The sequence below is a fragment of the Seonamhaeicola algicola genome, from assembly GCF_007997385.1.
Classification (GTDB): domain Bacteria; phylum Bacteroidota; class Bacteroidia; order Flavobacteriales; family Flavobacteriaceae; genus Seonamhaeicola; species Seonamhaeicola algicola.
The window spans coordinates 344063-361828 of the sequence record NZ_VOSC01000025.1; the positions used below are offsets into that span (position 1 = coordinate 344063).

16 protein-coding genes are annotated in these 17766 nt (G+C 31.7%); 13 read left to right on the forward strand and 3 right to left on the reverse strand.

Annotated elements, in window-relative coordinates:
• The first annotated feature begins 67 nt into the window (after positions 1-67).
• The 12 genes from infA (at position 68) to ctlX (ending at position 10038) form a co-directional block, all read left to right on the forward strand.
• Positions 68-283 (forward strand): translation initiation factor IF-1, encoded by a 216-nt coding sequence (gene infA / locus FUA26_RS10205; protein WP_007094967.1) that lies wholly within the window; start codon positions 68-70, stop codon positions 281-283.
• Positions 284-377: 94 nt separating this feature from the next.
• Positions 378-494, forward strand: coding sequence for a type B 50S ribosomal protein L36 (ykgO, locus tag FUA26_RS10210; RefSeq protein WP_013305171.1), 117 nt, complete (start codon positions 378-380; stop codon positions 492-494).
• 104 nt (positions 495-598) lie between these two features.
• Complete coding sequence (gene rpsM, locus FUA26_RS10215) at positions 599-967, forward strand: 30S ribosomal protein S13 (RefSeq protein WP_147135365.1); 369 nt, start codon at positions 599-601, stop codon at positions 965-967.
• 107 nt (positions 968-1074) lie between these two features.
• Positions 1075-1458 (forward strand): 30S ribosomal protein S11, encoded by a 384-nt coding sequence (rpsK, locus tag FUA26_RS10220; protein WP_147135368.1) that lies wholly within the window; start codon positions 1075-1077, stop codon positions 1456-1458.
• Positions 1459-1659: 201 nt separating this feature from the next.
• Positions 1660-2265, forward strand: a complete 606-nt coding sequence (gene rpsD / locus FUA26_RS10225; RefSeq protein WP_147135371.1) for a 30S ribosomal protein S4 — start codon at positions 1660-1662, stop codon at positions 2263-2265.
• A gap of 101 nt (positions 2266-2366) precedes the next feature.
• Complete coding sequence (locus FUA26_RS10230; RefSeq protein ID WP_147135373.1) at positions 2367-3359, forward strand: DNA-directed RNA polymerase subunit alpha; 993 nt, start codon at positions 2367-2369, stop codon at positions 3357-3359.
• 75 nt (positions 3360-3434) lie between these two features.
• Positions 3435-3908 (forward strand): 50S ribosomal protein L17, encoded by a 474-nt coding sequence (gene rplQ, locus FUA26_RS10235; protein ID WP_147135376.1) that lies wholly within the window; start codon positions 3435-3437, stop codon positions 3906-3908.
• A gap of 125 nt (positions 3909-4033) precedes the next feature.
• Positions 4034-5137 (forward strand): glutamine-hydrolyzing carbamoyl-phosphate synthase small subunit, encoded by a 1104-nt coding sequence (gene carA, locus FUA26_RS10240; RefSeq protein ID WP_147135379.1) that lies wholly within the window; start codon positions 4034-4036, stop codon positions 5135-5137.
• 159 nt (positions 5138-5296) lie between these two features.
• On the forward strand, positions 5297-6589 hold the full coding sequence (gene eno / locus FUA26_RS10245; protein WP_147135381.1) for a phosphopyruvate hydratase: 1293 nt from the start codon (positions 5297-5299) through the stop codon (positions 6587-6589).
• A 178-nt stretch (positions 6590-6767) separates the two neighbouring features.
• Positions 6768-8054, forward strand: coding sequence for a citrate synthase (locus FUA26_RS10250; protein WP_147135384.1), 1287 nt, complete (start codon positions 6768-6770; stop codon positions 8052-8054).
• A 135-nt stretch (positions 8055-8189) separates the two neighbouring features.
• Entirely contained in the window at positions 8190-9101 is a 912-nt protein-coding gene (locus FUA26_RS10255) for a dimethylarginine dimethylaminohydrolase family protein (RefSeq protein ID WP_147135387.1), read from the forward strand.
• A 1-nt stretch (position 9102) separates the two neighbouring features.
• Positions 9103-10038 (forward strand): citrulline utilization hydrolase CtlX, encoded by a 936-nt coding sequence (gene ctlX / locus FUA26_RS10260; protein ID WP_147135390.1) that lies wholly within the window; start codon positions 9103-9105, stop codon positions 10036-10038.
• Positions 10039-10072: 34 nt separating this feature from the next.
• Here ctlX and FUA26_RS10265 read toward each other — a convergent pair whose 3' ends face one another.
• Both FUA26_RS10265 and FUA26_RS10270 read right to left on the reverse strand, forming a co-directional pair.
• Positions 10073-10693 (reverse strand): chromophore lyase CpcT/CpeT, encoded by a 621-nt coding sequence (locus tag FUA26_RS10265; protein WP_147135393.1) that lies wholly within the window; start codon positions 10691-10693, stop codon positions 10073-10075.
• A gap of 19 nt (positions 10694-10712) precedes the next feature.
• Positions 10713-12779: a tetratricopeptide repeat-containing sensor histidine kinase gene (locus FUA26_RS10270; protein ID WP_147135396.1), complete on the reverse strand. Its 2067-nt coding sequence runs from the start codon at positions 12777-12779 to the stop codon at positions 10713-10715.
• A 483-nt stretch (positions 12780-13262) separates the two neighbouring features.
• Here FUA26_RS10270 and argS point away from each other — a divergent pair, with 483 nt between their 5' ends.
• Positions 13263-15050, forward strand: a complete 1788-nt coding sequence (gene argS, locus FUA26_RS10275) for an arginine--tRNA ligase (protein WP_147135398.1) — start codon at positions 13263-13265, stop codon at positions 15048-15050.
• A gap of 66 nt (positions 15051-15116) precedes the next feature.
• On the opposite strand, the gene FUA26_RS10280 is transcribed toward argS, so the two are convergent.
• Complete coding sequence (locus FUA26_RS10280) at positions 15117-17651, reverse strand: glycoside hydrolase family 2 TIM barrel-domain containing protein (RefSeq protein WP_147135401.1); 2535 nt, start codon at positions 17649-17651, stop codon at positions 15117-15119.
• Between the last annotated feature and the right edge of the window lie 115 nt (positions 17652-17766).

A 17766-nucleotide genomic window follows, 5' to 3' on the forward strand; every position in this document is an offset into this window, starting at 1 on the left:
TTTATAAAATGTTTTATAAAAATATAGTTATAACAAAATAAAACTAACAACAACTAAAAACTAAAATATGGCAAAACAAGCAGCAATAGAGCAAGACGGAACAATTATAGAGGCATTATCAAACGCCATGTTTCGTGTTGAGTTAGAAAATGGTCACATTGTGACAGCTCACATTTCTGGTAAAATGCGTATGCATTATATTAAATTATTACCAGGTGATAAAGTAAAATTAGAAATGAGTCCTTACGATTTAACAAAGGCTCGTATAACTTATAGATATTAATTATATCAAGTTATAAAGTAATAAAGTTAAAAGTTGCAAAGTAGAGTTGTTCAACTTTTAAACTTTGAACTTTAAACTTTTAAACTATATAAAGATGAAAGTAAGAGCATCAGTAAAGAAAAGAAGCGCAGACTGTAAAATAGTGCGTAGAAAAGGAAGACTTTACGTTATTAACAAAAAGAACCCTAGGTTTAAACAAAGACAAGGTTAAATTAGAAACGAGTCATTAGTTTTTTAGTGGTTAGAATGAATCTGTTTGAAATAGAAATGTTTAGGATTCTAACAACTAAAAGCTAACGCTAGAAACTAAAAAATATGGCAAGAATTGCAGGTGTAGACATACCAAAACAAAAAAGAGGAGTAATTGCTTTAACATATATCTACGGAGTAGGTAAAAGTAGAGCAGCAGAAATTTTAGCTACAGCTAAAGTAGATGAAAACATTAAAGTTCAAGATTGGAATGATGACCAAATTAGTGGTATTCGTGAAGCTATTTCAGCGTTTACTATTGAAGGTGAATTACGTTCTGAAACACAATTAAACATTAAACGTTTAATGGATATAGGTTGTTTTAGAGGTATTCGTCATAGAGCTGGTTTACCATTAAGAGGGCAACGTACCAAAAACAACTCTAGAACTAGAAAAGGTAGAAGAAAAACTGTTGCTAACAAGAAAAAAGCATAATTAATAAGATATTAGTCATTAGTATTTAGACGTTAGATGAATCTGCTTGAAATAGAAATGTTTAGGATTCTAACAACTAAAAGCTAACAGCTAGAAACTAAAAGAATATGGCAAAAACAAGTACAAAAAAACGTAAAGTTATTGTAGAGTCTATAGGCGAAGCTCATATTACAGCTTCTTTCAATAACATTATAATTTCACTTACCAACAAAAAGGGCGATGTAATTTCATGGTCATCAGCTGGTAAAATGGGATTTAGAGGTTCTAAGAAAAACACACCTTATGCTGCTCAATTAGCTGCAGAAGATGCTGCTGGTGTTGCAAAAGAAGCAGGGTTGAAAAAGGTAAAAGTGTATGTAAAAGGACCTGGTAATGGTAGAGAATCTGCTATACGTTCAATACACAATGCAGGTATTGAAGTTTCAGAAATAATTGATGTTACACCACTACCACACAACGGATGTAGACCTCCTAAGCGCAGAAGAGTCTAATTAAAATTTAGATGAAGAATTAAATTTTTTAATTCAAAAATCATAAATAAAAATTAATATCATCTGATTATCAGATGATATTAATTTTTTATGTACATTTGCAAACTGAAAAATAATAACAAGTATCAACAAGAGATCATACGGTTATCGAAGGATAAGATTAAGACCTTAATTCATAACCACTCTTAAAAACAATTTAAAATGGCAAGATATACTGGTCCTAAAACTAAAATAGCTAGAAAATTTGGTGAAGCTATTTTTGGAGAAGATAAATCTTTTGAAAAAAGAAATTACCCTCCAGGTCAACACGGAAACAACAGACGCCGTGGGAAAAAATCTGAATACGCTATTCAATTAGCTGAAAAACAAAAAGCTAAATATACTTACGGTATTTTAGAGCGTCAATTTAGAGGTTTATTTAAAAAAGCAAGAGCTTCTCAAGGAATTACAGGTGAAGTTTTATTACAATTATGTGAGTCTAGGTTAGACAACGTTGTTTACCGTATGGGTATTTCACCATCAAGAAGTGGTGCAAGACAATTAGTGTCTCACAGACATATAACTGTAAATGGAAACCTAGTTAACATTCCTTCTTACCAATTAAAAGCTGGTGATGTTGTTGCAGTAAGAGAAAAATCGAAATCTTTAGAAGTTATATCAAATTCTTTATCTAATTCATCTCAAGTTTATGAGTGGATTACTTGGAATAACGATACTAAACAAGGAACTTATGTAGCTGTTCCTGCTAGAATTCAAATACCTGAGAATATCAACGAGCAATTCATCGTCGAATTATACTCTAAATAATAAATTAACAACATTGGTGTTTGGCCAAAGGGTTTATTTGTTCTTCTTCAAACTTATAAACCGCGCAACCAAATAACAATTAAAACGAAGAAACAAACAATATGGCAGTATTTAATTTTCAGAAGCCCGACAAAGTAATCATGATTGATTCAACAGATTTTGAAGGGAAATTCGAATTTCGTCCTTTAGAACCTGGTTACGGATTAACAGTAGGTAATGCACTTAGAAGAGTGTTGCTATCTTCATTAGAAGGCTATGCAATAACTTCAGTAAGAATTGAAGGTGTAGACCACGAGTTTTCTGCAATTGCGGGTGTGGTTGAAGATGTTACAGAAATCATTTTAAATTTAAAACAAGTACGTTTTAAAAGACAAATTGATGATATTGATAACGAGTCTGTTTCAATTTCAATCTCTGGTCAAGAAAGAATTACAGCTGGCGATTTCCAGAAATTTATTTCTGGTTTTCAAGTGTTAAACACAGAGTTAGTAATTTGTAATTTAGATCCTAAAGTTAACTTAAACCTTGAAATTACTATTGAAAAAGGTAGAGGTTATGTGCCTGCAGAAGAAAACAAAAAAGCTGCAGCACCAGTAGGAACTATTTTTACAGATTCTGTTTACACACCTATAAAAAACGTTAAGTATAGTATTGAAAACTATCGTGTAGAACAAAAAACTGATTATGAGAAATTAGTTTTTGAAATTATTACTGATGGTTCAATTACACCACAAGATGCTTTAACTGAAGCCGCTAAAACGTTAATTCACCACTTCATGTTATTCTCAGATGAGCGTATAACTTTAGAGGCTGATGAAATTGCACAAACTGAAACATATGATGAAGAATCATTACACATGCGCCAGTTACTTAAAACTAAGTTAATTGATATGGATTTATCAGTTCGTGCACTTAACTGTTTAAAAGCTGCTGAAGTTGATACTTTAGGTGACTTAGTATCATTTAATAAAAACGACTTAATGAAGTTTAGAAATTTTGGTAAAAAATCATTAACTGAGCTAGAAGAACTAGTGAATGTTAAAGGTTTGAATTTCGGAATGGATTTAAGCAAATATAAATTAGATAAAGACTAATTTTAGTCATAATTATTAATCATATTTTGCTCCCACAGAAATGTGGTTTGGAAGCAAGATGATAAAACAAATGTCATGAGACACGGAAAAAAAATTAATCACTTAGGTAGAAAAACTGCCCACAGAAAAGCAATGTTAGCTAATATGGCTTGTTCTTTAATTGAGCACAAACGTATTAATACTACTGTTGCTAAAGCAAAAGCTTTAAAGCAATTTGTTGAACCTTTAGTAACAAAATCTAAAGAAGATACAACACATAACAGACGTCTTGTTTTTGCTAAATTAAGACAAAAAGAAGCTGTTACAGAATTGTTTAGAGAAGTAGCTGTAAAAGTTGGAGACAGACCAGGTGGTTATACAAGAATCATTAAGTTAGGAAACCGTTTAGGTGATAACGCTGATATGGCCATGATTGAGCTTGTAGATTACAACGAAATTTATAATGCTGATAAGCCTAAAAAGAAATCTACCAGAAGAAGTAGAAGAGGTAGTGCTAAACCAGCTGCAGCTCCTGTAGAAAATACAGTAACTAACGAAGAGGAAGAATAAATGTTAATAAGCATTTAATATATAAAGGATAAACTATTTTTAGTTTATCCTTTTTTTTTGAATTTTTGTAAAACTTTTTAATGTGCAACTAAACAAGCAAAGGCACATAAAACAACAGTAATTAAATGAAATATCAAAAAAAACAAGATGCCGTAGTTCTTTTAGCTGATGGCACAATTTTTTACGGTAAAGCAGTAGGAAACAAACAAGGTACAGCCTTTGGTGAAGTTTGTTTTAATACCGGTATGACAGGTTACCAAGAAATTTTTACCGATCCTTCGTACTATGGCCAATTAATGGTTGCTACAAATGCACATATTGGTAACTACGGTACAAATGCTGATGAAGTAGAATCTGATTCTATTAAAATTGCAGGTCTTATTGTGAAAAACTTCAGTTATGAATATTCACGTGATGCCGCAGATGATTCATTAGAAAACTTTCTTGAAAAAAATAATCTTTTAGCCATTTCTGATGTTGATACAAGAGCGCTTGTAAGCTATATTAGAGAAAACGGAGCAATGAATGCGGTTATAAGTACTGATGTTGATAATATTGAAGGACTTAAAAAACAACTAGCCGATGTGCCAAACATGAACGGTTTAGAGCTAGCATCAAAAGTATCAACAAAAGAGCCTTATTTCTTTGGCGATGAAAATGCAACCTATAAAGTTGCGGCACTTGATATAGGAATTAAAAAGAATATATTAAGAAATATAGCTAGTAGAGATTGCTATATAAAAGTATTTCCGTACAACTCTAAGTTTGAAGATTTAGAAGCTTTCAATCCTGATGGATATTTCTTATCAAATGGTCCTGGTGACCCAGAACCTCTAGTTGAAGCCCAAGAAGTAGCAAAAGAAATTATAAAACGTAATTTACCATTATTTGGTATTTGTTTAGGGCACCAAGTAATAGCATTAGCAAACGGTGTTTCAACTTACAAAATGCATAACGGACATAGAGGTATTAATCACCCTGTTAAAAACTTAAAAACAGGTAAAGGTGAAATAACATCACAAAATCACGGTTTTGCTGTAAATAGAGAAGAAGCTGAAGCTAATACAGATTTAGAAGTTACACACGTACATTTAAATGATAATACTGTAGCAGGAATAGCTATGAAAAACAAAAATGTATTTTCAGTACAATATCATCCAGAGGCAAGCCCTGGGCCACATGATTCATCATATTTATTTGATCAATTTATTGAAAATATAAAAAAATAAAAAATTTAATATAAGCCTTATAAACCACTGTTTTTAAGGCTTATATTTTACTAAAACGTTATAGCGGTGTTTTTAAAAAAATATTATAAAACATCTCCAAAAAAACAAGATTTAACCTTAAATTTGAAGTATAAATTAAAGTAAATAAACAAACCAATTATGAGTTCAATAATAAATATTCATGCTAGACAGATTCTAGACTCTAGAGGAAACCCAACAGTAGAGGTAGATGTTATTACAGAAAATAATGTTTTAGGAAGAGCAGCGGTTCCTTCAGGAGCTTCAACAGGTGAACACGAAGCCGTTGAGTTACGTGATGGTGGTGATACTTACATGGGAAAAGGCGTATTAAAAGCTGTTGAAAATGTAAACACTGTTATAGCTGAAGAACTTTTAGGCGTTTCTGTTTTTGAACAAAACTTAATAGATCAATTAATGATTGATTTAGATGGTACAGCAAATAAATCTAAATTAGGAGCCAATGCCATTTTAGGTGTGTCTTTAGCCGTAGCTAAAGCTGCAGCAGCCGAGTTAGGTTTACCATTATACCGTTACGTTGGTGGTGTATCAGCAAATACACTTCCTGTACCAATGATGAACATTATTAACGGTGGCTCGCATAGTGATGCTCCTATTGCATTCCAAGAGTTTATGATTATGCCAGTAAAAGCAAAAACTTTTACACATGCCATGCAAATGGGAACTGAAATTTTTCACCATTTGAAGAAAGTGTTACATGACAGAGGTTTAAGTACAGCTGTTGGTGATGAAGGTGGTTTTGCACCTAACTTAGCAGGAGGAACAGAAGATGCCTTAGATACTATTGCAAAAGCTGTAGAAAACGCAGGTTATAAGTTTGGAGATGAAGTTATGATTGCTTTAGATTGTGCATCGGCTGAGTTTTATGTTGATGGTAAATACGATTACACAAAGTTTGAAGGCGATAAAGGAGAAGTAAGAACTTCAGAAGAGCAAGCAACCTATTTAGCTCAATTATGTGAAAAATATCCAATAATATCTATTGAAGATGGTATGGATGAGAACGACTGGGACGGTTGGAAATCTTTAACTGAAAAAGTTGGTGATAAAGTACAATTAGTTGGTGATGATTTATTTGTAACTAACGTAGAACGTTTATCAAGAGGTATAGAAAACGGTATTGCAAACTCAATTTTAATTAAAGTAAACCAAATAGGTTCTTTAACTGAAACTATTGCAGCCGTAAATATGGCTAAAAATGCAGGTTACACTTCAGTAATGTCACACAGATCTGGTGAAACTGAAGATAATACAATTGCAGATTTAGCAGTAGCATTAAACTGTGGTCAAATTAAAACAGGATCTGCCTCACGTTCAGATCGTATGGCCAAATACAATCAGTTATTAAGAATTGAAGAAGAGCTTGCCGATGTGGCTTATTTTCCTCAAGAAAAAGCATTTAAAATTAAGTAATAATACTTAGTTTTATAATTAATACTTAAAAAGCGATTATTTTTAATAATCGCTTTTTTTTTGCTATCAATTTTATCAATATTTTAATTTAGTAAACCTATGGTTAAAGTACTTTAAAAATCCTTAGATATTTTGTAAATTAGCGCTCCGCTTAAACAAAATAAATTTACTTAAACTTATGGCAAATAACGCAACCATAGAAATAGATGGTAAAAAATATGAATTTCCTCTAATAGAAGGAACTGAAAAAGAAGTTGCAATAGATATTAAAAGCCTAAGAGCAGCAACAAATGGTCTAATAACTTTAGACTCTGGCTATAAAAATACAGGGTCTTGTGAAAGTGCCATTACTTTTTTAGATGGTGAAAAAGGTATATTACGTTACCGAGGATATTCAATTGAAGAATTAGCTGAAAAAGCAGATTTCTTAGAGGTAGCTTATTTGTTAATTTTTGGTGAATTACCAACTTCAGACCAATTGAACAAGTTTCATACAGATATTATGAACAATTCAATGGTTGATGAAGACGTTCATAAAATTTTAGATGCATTCCCTAAAAATGCACACCCAATGGGGGTTTTAACTTCTTTAACTAGTGGTTTAATAGCATTCAACCCTTCATCAGTAAACGTAGATTCTGAAGAAGAAATGTACAGAGCTATAGTTAAAATACTAGGGCAATTTCCAGTATTAGTTGCATGGGTAATGCGTAAAAAGAAAGGTTTACCATTAAACTACGGTTCTAAAAAACTTGGCTACGTTGATAACATGATGAAAATGATGTTTGAAGTACCCATTGAAGAATATAAAATGAACCACATTGTTAGAGATGCATTAGATAAATTATTAATCTTACACGCAGATCATGAACAAAACTGTTCAACCTCAACAGTAAGAATTGTAGGATCATCGCATGCTGGTTTATTTGCATCATTATCTGCGGGTATTTCGGCGCTTTGGGGGCCACTTCACGGTGGTGCTAACCAAGCAGTGTTAGAAATGTTAGAGGCTATTAAAGCTGATGGCGGAGACACTAAAAAATACATGGCTAAAGCTAAAGACAAGTCTGATCCTTTCCGTTTAATGGGGTTTGGGCATAGAGTTTATAAAAACTTTGATCCTAGAGCCAGAATTATTAAGGTAGCGGCTGATGAAGTTTTAAATGATTTAGGTATTAAAGACCCAATTTTAGATATAGCTAAAGGTTTAGAAAAAGAAGCTTTAGAAGACCAATACTTTGTTGATAGAAAATTATATCCAAACGTAGATTTCTATTCAGGTATTATTTACCGTGCAATGGGTATACCTGTTGAAATGTTTACAGTAATGTTTGCATTAGGCCGTTTACCAGGTTGGATTGCCCAATGGAGAGAAATGCGTTTACGTAAAGAACCAATAGGAAGACCAAGACAGCTTTATATTGGTGAAACTGAAAGAAAATTCAAGGCAATTTCAGATAGATAATACATTGCTATTTTAAATAATTGTTAAGCTTTGCGGTTTTTCCGTGAAGCTTTTTTTGTATAAATACTTATTTTTAAGAATTATTCAAAAATTACTTTTTTATCACTAGCTTTGAAACTTTAAAATTAAAACGAAGTGAAGTTAAATATTCAAAATGAAACCTCTAGGTTAAGAGCCGTTATTTTGGGTACAGCTGAAAGTTGTGGTCCAACACCTAAAGTTGAAGATTGTTATGACCCTAAAAGTGTTGAACACGTTTTAGCAGGTACCTACCCAAAAGAAGAAGATATGATTTTTGAAATGGATTCTGTAGCCAAGGTGCTAGAAAAGTACGATGTTACAGTTTACAGACCCGATGTTTTAAAAAATTGTAATCAAATTTTTTCTAGAGATATTGCTTTTGTAATTGACAATAAAATTATTAGAGCAAATATATTGCCTGACAGAGATAAAGAAATTGAAGCTATTAGGTATGTTTGGAATAAAATTGATGAAAGCGATAGAATTATTTTACCCGAAGAATGCCATGTTGAAGGTGGCGATGTAATGCCATGGAACGACTACATTTTTATTGGAACGTACACAGGTAAAGACTACCCAGATATTATTACAGCTAGAACTAATATACAAGCGGTAAATGCCATTAAAACATTATTTCCGCATAAAAAAGTTAAAGCTTTTGAGCTTAGAAAATCTAATACCAATGCCAAAGAAAATGCATTGCATCTAGATTGTTGTTTTCAACCAATTGGAAAAAATAAAGCTATAATTCATAAAAACGGATTTTTAGTTGAAAGTGAATATGAATGGTTGGTTAATTTCTTTGGAAAAGAAAACGTATTTGAAATTACAAAAGATGAAATGTACCAAATGTACAGTAACGTGTTTTCAATTTCTGAAGATGTTATAATTTCTGAAAAAAACTTCACACGATTAAATAATTGGTTAAGAACACAAGGCTTTACTGTTGAAGAAGTACCGTATGCAGAAATAAGTAAGCAAGAAGGCCTGCTACGTTGTACAACAATGCCATTAATTAGAGATTAAAATGCAACAAACTACAAATACAATATTAATGATTCGCCCTATAAATTTTAGGATGAATGAACAAACAGCAGTTAATAATTACTACCAAAAAGTAGTTGATAATTTACTACCAGCTACCGTTAATAAGAAAGCACAAGATGAATTTGATGCTTATGTTGAAAAACTAAAAGCACATGGTGTTGATGTTGTTGTTGTATCAGATACAGATGATTTTGATACACCAGACTCTATTTTTCCTAATAATTGGATTTCTTTTCATGAAAACGGAACAGTTGCATTATACCCAATGTTTGCTGTTAATAGAAGACATGAGCGAAGAGAAGATATTTTAAACATCTTAGAGACAAACGGATTTGTGATTGAAAATATAGTAGATTATACATCAGCAGAAGATGAAAATGTTTTTTTAGAAGGTACTGGCAGTATTCTTTTAGATAGAGAAAATCAAATAGCCTATTGTGCATTATCAGCCCGAGCAGATGAAAGTCTGTTTATTGAGTTTTGTGAAGATTTTGAATATACACCGGTTGTATTTACAGCTAATCAAACGGTAAACGGAAAACGTAAAGCTATATATCATACAAATGTTATGATGTGTTTAGCTGAAACTTTTGCTGTTATTTGTTTAGATGCTATTGATGATAAAAAAGAGCGTAAACAAATTGTGAAGCATTTGCAACAAACCAATAAAGAGGTTATTGCCATAACCGAAGCGCAAGTAAATAATTTTGCTGGTAATATGCTGCAAGTAAAAGGAGAAAACAATCAGCTTTATTTGGTTATGAGTCAAGCTGCTTATAATAGTTTAACACCAAATCAAATTAAGCAAATTGAAAAGCATTGCCCTATAATTTCAAGTTCGTTAGATACTATTGAAGCTTGTGGTGGCGGTAGTGCGCGTTGTATGATGGCCGAAGTGTTTTTACCTAAAGCTTAATAATTAAGTGTAAATTTCAATTAACAACACAAGGTTATTTTAATTTATCAAAAACATAAGCGCCTTTGGTAGCACCCCAAACGTGATTTCCTAAAGAGTCAAAACCTCGATCCCAAGATAATACACGTTCTGAAGTAATTTCAACCTTACTAGTAGCAAAACTGGCACCTCTAAGTGAACTTTCACAAGATTTAAAAATGGTTGAACCTTTAAAATGTTTATTGCCTAGGCGTTTTAAAATAACTTCGCAACCTTGTTTTAAGGCAATATCTTGTGGTGTTATAGAGTCAAAAACTTTAGGTGTTTTCCATTTGCCAATCCATAAAGAATCAGTTTTTAAAGTATAAATAGCCGATTTGAATGTGCTGTCTGTATCTCTTGTAACTTCGTAAATACGCTGCCTGTATGGTTTATTTTGCATGCTGTTTAAAGCTTGTTCTACATACAGGTAATTTCCTTTATCTTCCCAAATTGGGTACATATGAAGTGAAATGTTGTAATATGTTGAGTCTGCTTTTGCTTGTGCTTCAGAATTAAATGATCCTTGCATTAAAGCAAATAATTCGTCAAGTTCTTTATCAGTTTTTGGAGTTTCAGTTTTTTGTTTGCAAGCAGCAATAGCTACAATAAGTAGCAGTAAGAAAATTTTTTTCAAAATACGTATGTTAAGTTATTTAACTTGGTTTAGATTTTGGTAACTGTACATAAAATGTACTGCCTACATTTACCGTACTTTCAACCCAAATTTTACCGTGGTTAAGCTCAACCAATTCTTTACAAATTGAAAGGCCTAAACCAGTACCTTTTTCGTTACTAGTTCCCATGGTAGTAAATGACGTATTTTTAAATAACTTTTCCAAATTTTCTTTAGAAATACCAATGCCCGTATCGGCAATACTTATAATACAACTACCGTTACTAATGTGGTTTGAAATGGTAATTGTATCGCCTTTTTTAGAGAATTTTATAGCATTAGCTAAAAGATTTTGTACCACAATTTCAAACATGCTTCTATCAGCATAAGCAAAATCACGTAAGGAATGATCAACTAAATTTATGCCTTTACTTTCAACGCGTTGTTCAATTAATTTAATTTTATCTTCAAAAACTTCTTGAACATCAAATAAACTTGGTTTAGGTTCTAAAGACTGCATTTGAGATTTAGACCAGTTTAGTAAATTGAAAAGTAATAATGATGCATTGTTTGCATTTTCACTAAGTTCTGGAATTAAGTTGTCAAATTCTTCTCTTGATAATGAGCCATCTTTTAGTAGCTCAATAAACCCGTTAATAGATGATAGAGAATCTTTCAAGTCATGTGATACTATTGAAAACAACTTGTCTTTTACATTGTTTACATTTTCAAGATGTTTAGTTTGTTCTAAAAATGCTTGGTTTTGTAATTCAATTTTAATGTTTTTTTCCTCTAATTCTTGGGTGTATTTTATGTTACTATTTCGTTTTAAATAAATTAAAACTAAAAAGGTTGTAACAATTGCTAAAGCTGCAAGCAAGCCGTAAAAAATAAGTTTAAACTTATCTAATTGCGTATCTTCATTATAAACAGGTGTACTGTTATTAATGCTTTGGTTATTAGTGTTTTTGGTTTCAGGTTTTTTTAAATCTGTAACAACAGCCAAATCATTTTTAGTAGATGCAGCGTTTTCTAAAGCAGCAATTTTTTCTTGGTCTAAGGTTTGTTTTAAATCATAATATTCTCTTTGCCAAACAAATGCTTTATCAAACTTTTTTCTAATAGAATCTAAAGACTTTCTTAGTTTATAATGTTTTAATAATTCTTGTTTATTATCTAAATCAATAGCAAGTTCACGTGCTTCTAGTAATTGTTTTTCAGCTACAACTAACCTATCTTGCTGAATGTTTAAATTAGCAAGGTTGTTTAAGGTGATTAATAAATTAGCTTTATCATTGGTGCGTTTTGTAACATTATAACCTCTAACTAAGTATAATGTTGCTTTTGAGTAATCATTAAATTTCAAATATTCGCCACCAAGTTTTGGGTAAATTTCGGCTCTTGCAGAATCTGTTTTAATACGTTTTAGTATCTTTTCATAATAGTTAATAGCTTTTCTGTGTTCCTTTTTTTGTGAATACAATTCTGCTAAATTACTGTATGATACATTTGCACCTTTTTCATCCTTTAATTGTTCTTGTAAAGCAAGCGTTTTTTCGTAGTAAGTAACGGCTTCATCAAAATTATTATTTTTAATGTAAGCAGAAGCAAGGTTGTTGTAAGCTATTTTTAAATGGAAAGGAGCATTATTAGCTTCAAGCGGTTTTAAGGCAGCTAAGGTGTATTGTAACCCTTTGTTGTAGTTACCACGTTTTATTTCAATACTACCAATACTGTTGTTAACTTTAGCAATGTGCAGTGTGTCATTTAAATTGTAAAAAAGTTCTTTGGCTTTTTTGTAACCGCTTAAGGCGTTTATATAATCGTCTTTTTGTGCATAAATTAATGCTTTGTAAAAAGTTATTTGTGCAATGCCTTTTTCGTAATTTATATCGCTAGATAAGCGCTCACTTTGTACAATATATTTAAGCGCTCTGTCATACTCTCCTATTTGGTACAGTGATTTTATTAAGTTTAAAGAAGTATCTACTTTTAATGAATCTTGGTTTTGGTAAGCTAGTTGTATGGTGAGGCTATCTATGTCATTGGTTTGGCTGTAACCAATGCACACAAATAAAAATATTAGTAAAGTAAAAATTCTCCTCATAAAACGTTTAAAATTGAACACAATAAACCAACCACAAAAGAAGTCTTATTTTGAGGGAAAATTAAGAATACTTTATAAAATAGTGATAGTAGTATGTGTTACCAACAATGTACAAGTAAAAATACTTGCAACTTATAATAGCTTTTTACAGAAACAAAAATTGAAAAATCAACCTTTAAAATCTAATTTTTAAGTTTTAATACCAATAAATCAGTTAAAATGACGTGGAAAAAATCGCGAAAAAATCGACGAATAGATAAACGGTAAAAAACATAGAAAAAATACACTTTTATCGATGAAATACATTGTCAAACACCCTAATAAACAAGGCATTTGCCTAGTTTATTAGGGTGTTTAATTTGTAGTATAATTACTATATAAACCGATGTTTTTTTCTTAAAACAATAAGTTGTAATTGAAACATTTTTTATTCACCAAGGTTTTATAAAAGTTTTATCTTTGCCACCTAAAAAAGTACAGTAAATGAATTTACAAGAAACCTTATTTAACCAAGTAAAGCAAGCCGTTTTAGCATCATATAACGTAGAAATTGAAACTGTAGAGTTTCAGGCAACCCGTAAAGAGTTTGCAGGTGATATAACAGTAGTAGTTTTTCCTATGTTAAAATTTGTAAAAGGTAACCCAGTTCAAATTGGCGAAACTATTGGTGCTTATTTAGTTGATAATGTAGAGGATGTTAAAGCTTTTAATGTGGTTAAAGGGTTTTTAAATATTGAAATTAGTGATTCATTTTACCTAAATTTTTTCAATGACATAAAAAACAATACAACTTACGGTTTTGTACAATCTAAAGCTAATAACAAAGCTGTAATGGTAGAGTATTCTTCGCCTAACACCAATAAACCATTGCATTTAGGCCATATTAGAAATAACCTTTTGGGTTATAGTGTTGCTGAAATTTTGAAGGCTAGCGGACAAAAAGTGTACAAAACGCAAATAATTAATGATAGGGGTATTCATATATGTAAAAGTATGTTGGCTTGGAAACGTTTTGGAAATGGTGAAACACCCAAAACTACAGGTTTAAAAGGAGATAAGTTAGTAGGTAACTATTACGTAAAGTTTGACCAAGAATATAAAAAAGAAATAGAGGCTTTAATTGCCAATGGTAAAAGTGAGGAAGATGCTAAAAAAAATGCACCTATTTTATTAGAAGCCCAAGAAATGCTACGTAAATGGGAAGCTGGTGATGCCGAAGTAGTTGCGCTGTGGGAAACAATGAATGGTTGGGTTTACAATGGTTTTAACCAAACTTATAAAAATTTAGGGGTAGATTTTGATACGCTTTATTACGAAAGTAACACCTATTTGTTAGGAAAAGAATTTGTAGCCGAAGGTTTAAAAACTAGCGTGTTTTATAAAAAAGAAGATGGCTCAGTTTGGTGCGATTTAACTGAAGACGGGCTTGATGAGAAAATTGTGCAACGTGCCGATGGAACTGCCGTTTACATGACACAAGATATTGGTACAGCTATTCAGCGTGTAAAAGATTTTCCTGATGTTACAGGCATGGTTTACACAGTAGGTAACGAGCAAGATTACCACTTTCAGGTGTTATTTTTAATACTTAAGAAATTAGGATTTGATTGGGCTGAAAATTTATACCACTTAAGTTACGGCATGGTAGATTTACCTAGCGGAAAAATGAAAAGCCGTGAAGGAACTGTTGTTGATGCCGATGATTTAATAGTTGAAATGGCTTCAACTGCCGAAGAGATTTCGAAAGAATTAGGAAAACTTGAAGGCTACTCTGAAGAAGAAAAACAAGCGCTTTACAAAACCATTGGTTTAGGTGCACTTAAATATTATATTTTAAAAGTAGATCCTAAAAAACGTATTTTATTTGATCCTAAAGAATCAATTGATTTTCAAGGAAATACAGGGCCTTTTATTCAGTATACTTACGCAAGAATACAGTCTATATTAAGAAAAGCAAATGTGAATGATAGTGATGTTTTAAATACTTCAGAAGAGTTTTCATTACATGCTAAAGAAAAGGAGCTTTTAAAGCAAATACAGCAATTTCCAGAGGTAATTCAAAACGCAGCTGAGCAGCATAGTCCTGCAATAATTGCTAATTATACTTATGATTTAGTTAAAGAGTTCAATTCATTTTACCAAAACGTATCTATTTTAGGAGCCGACAATGAGGTTGAAAAAACGTTTAGAGTTCAGCTCTCAAAAACTGTAGCTAATACCATAAAAAATGCATTTAGTGTTTTGGGTATTAACGTGCCAGAAAGAATGTAAAAGCACAATAAGTTATAAAAAAACCAGAGTTATAACTCTGGTTTTTTTATTTCATATAATTGTAATTTATTCCATACTAATATTAACTGTATCACTTGAACAGTTATTGGCACTTGCTGTTATTTCAACATTGCCCACTTTATCTTTTGCTTGAATTATTAATAAAATTTTACCATTATGGGTTGTGCCTCTGTTTGATTGAAATTTCTCTACACTATTTTTCCATCCACTATCTACACCTAGTAATTTAGCTTCACCATTTATTGTGAATGTAATTTTTTTATCATCACTTTTTACTGGATTTCCATTATCATCAAATAATTCGGCTACAATATGTACAACATCATTGTTATTTGCTTTAATAGTTTTGGTGTCATAAGTAAGTTTAATTTTTGAAGCTTTTTTTGCAGTTATTAGCTGGGTTTCTATACTTTGCCCATTTTTTGTGCCTTTTGCAGTTAAAGTGCCTTCTTCATAAGGAATAGCCCATTTATAAATATTTCCAACGGTTTCGGTTAGTTTTTGTTTGCCAAGAGATTTCTTGTTTAAGAAAAGTTCAATATCATCACAATTTGAATAAATTTCGGTAACAACGGTTTCTCCGTCATTGTAATTCCAGTGTTCATTTACATCTTGCCAACGCCATAAATAGTGTTTCCAACCGTCTTTTTTCTTTTCTATGAGTGCGTCTTTTTCAATTTTGTATAATGATTTATCTAAAGTTTGTGTAGCCATGTGTATCATAGGTTCATTTGTCCATAATGATTTCATCATAAAATAAGAACCTTTTGGGAAACTAGCTGTATTTAACATGCCAGATGGTTGTACTCTTGTTGGCCACTCTTGCCTTATTTCTCCCATATAATCGGCACCCGTCCATAAAAATGTACCAGCAATAAAAGGGCGCTCCATTATGGCTTTCCATTCATGGTATTGGGCAACATTTTCGGTGCCCATAATTGGTAAATTGGGGTAGTTTTTGTGTCCATAATCGTAAATAACCCTTCTGTAACTATAACCAATAATATCTAAAGCATCGGCGTAACCAGACTCGTAGCTAGACGAAGGTAAAATACAGTTGGCTATTACGGGGCGTGTGGTATCAATTTCTTTAGTCCATTTTGATAGTTTTTGTGCAGTTTTACCAATATCATATTTACCTCTGGGTAATGTTTTCATGAGGTGTTTAATTTGATCTATTGAGTGTGGTGGTTCAGACCAAAAATAATTTCCTTGCCAAGTCATTTTGTCAAAAAATCCTGTTGAGGCTGCATTTCTTGGGTACGTCCATTCTATTTCGTTACCTATACTCCATTGAATAATAGAAGGGTGGTTACGGTGACTAAGCATAACGTTGGTTAAATCTTTTTTTGCCCACTCTTGAAAGTGTTCGCCATAACCTCGCGTAATATAGTCTGTGCTTTTTTCTTCCCATTTATTATATCTTTTGTCTTTTGGGTTATCCCATTCATCAAAAAATTCATCTTGCATAAGCATACCCATTTCGTCACAAACTTCAAGCAAAACTTTTGAAGCGGGATTGTGCGAGCTTCTAATAGCATTACAGCCTCCGTCTTTTAGTATTTGTAGCCTGCGTTTCCATACGCCTTTTGGTACTGCAGTGCCAACTAAACCAACGTCATGATGTAAACAAACACCTTTAATTTTTATGTTTTCGCCATTTAAAAAGAAACCCTTATTAGCATCAAACTTTATGCTTCTTATACCAAAACGTGTTTTATGAGTATTAATAATAGTGTTATTTTTTTTTAGTGTGGTAACAGCTGTATATAAATTAGGTGTATTAATATCCCATAGTTTTGGTGTGTTTATTTCAACTTCTTGAGAAATGCTTTTGCTATTGTTTTGGGTTACTGTTATGGTGTTTGTTGTGTTTGTAACTTGGTTTTTAGCTTCATCAAAAAATGTGGTAGTAACTTCAATGGTTTCATCTGTTTTAAAAGCATTTTCAATAGTTACTTGTATATTTACGGTTGCTTTTTCTTTAGTAACTTTTGGAGTTGTTATAAAAGTGCCCCAAACCGGTATGTGTAGTTTTTTATTGGTTATTAAAGAAACGTCTCTGTAAATACCCGCGCCTGTGTACCAGCGGCTATCAGCATACCTAGAGTGGTCTATTTTAACGGCTAGAACATTGTTTTTACCATTTTTGTTTAAATATTTAGAAATTTCAAAATAAAATGGAGAATATCCGTAAGGGTGGAAACCTAATTTATGCCCATTTATAAAAATTGTAGAATTGTTGTAAACGCCGTCAAAAAGTACATAAACTAACTCGTCATTAGAAATTTGTTTATTGAAAGTTTTGGTATAATAGCCATAGCCTTCGCTTTTAATATAACCCGTTGCCCAAGCGTCTTTTCCTAATGATTTATCAAATTCCCCTTCAATAACCCAATCGTGGGGTAAGTTTACTGTTTTATATTGGTTATCTTTAATAGCACTGAAGTCAACTTCTTTTTCGCTTAAAAAAAACTTCCAATTTAAATTAAAGTTTTCACTAGGTGTTTTAGTTTCGTTTTTACTACACGCTAGAAGTAGTATAGATAGCATGTAAATAATTAGATGTTTGTTGTTCATGTTTGTTTAGTTTAAGCATCAAATATCTATAAGTATTATAAAAAATATTTATAATACTTATAGAATAAAACTTAACAATAAATGTAAAAGCACAAATTTAACTTTAATAAAGCTA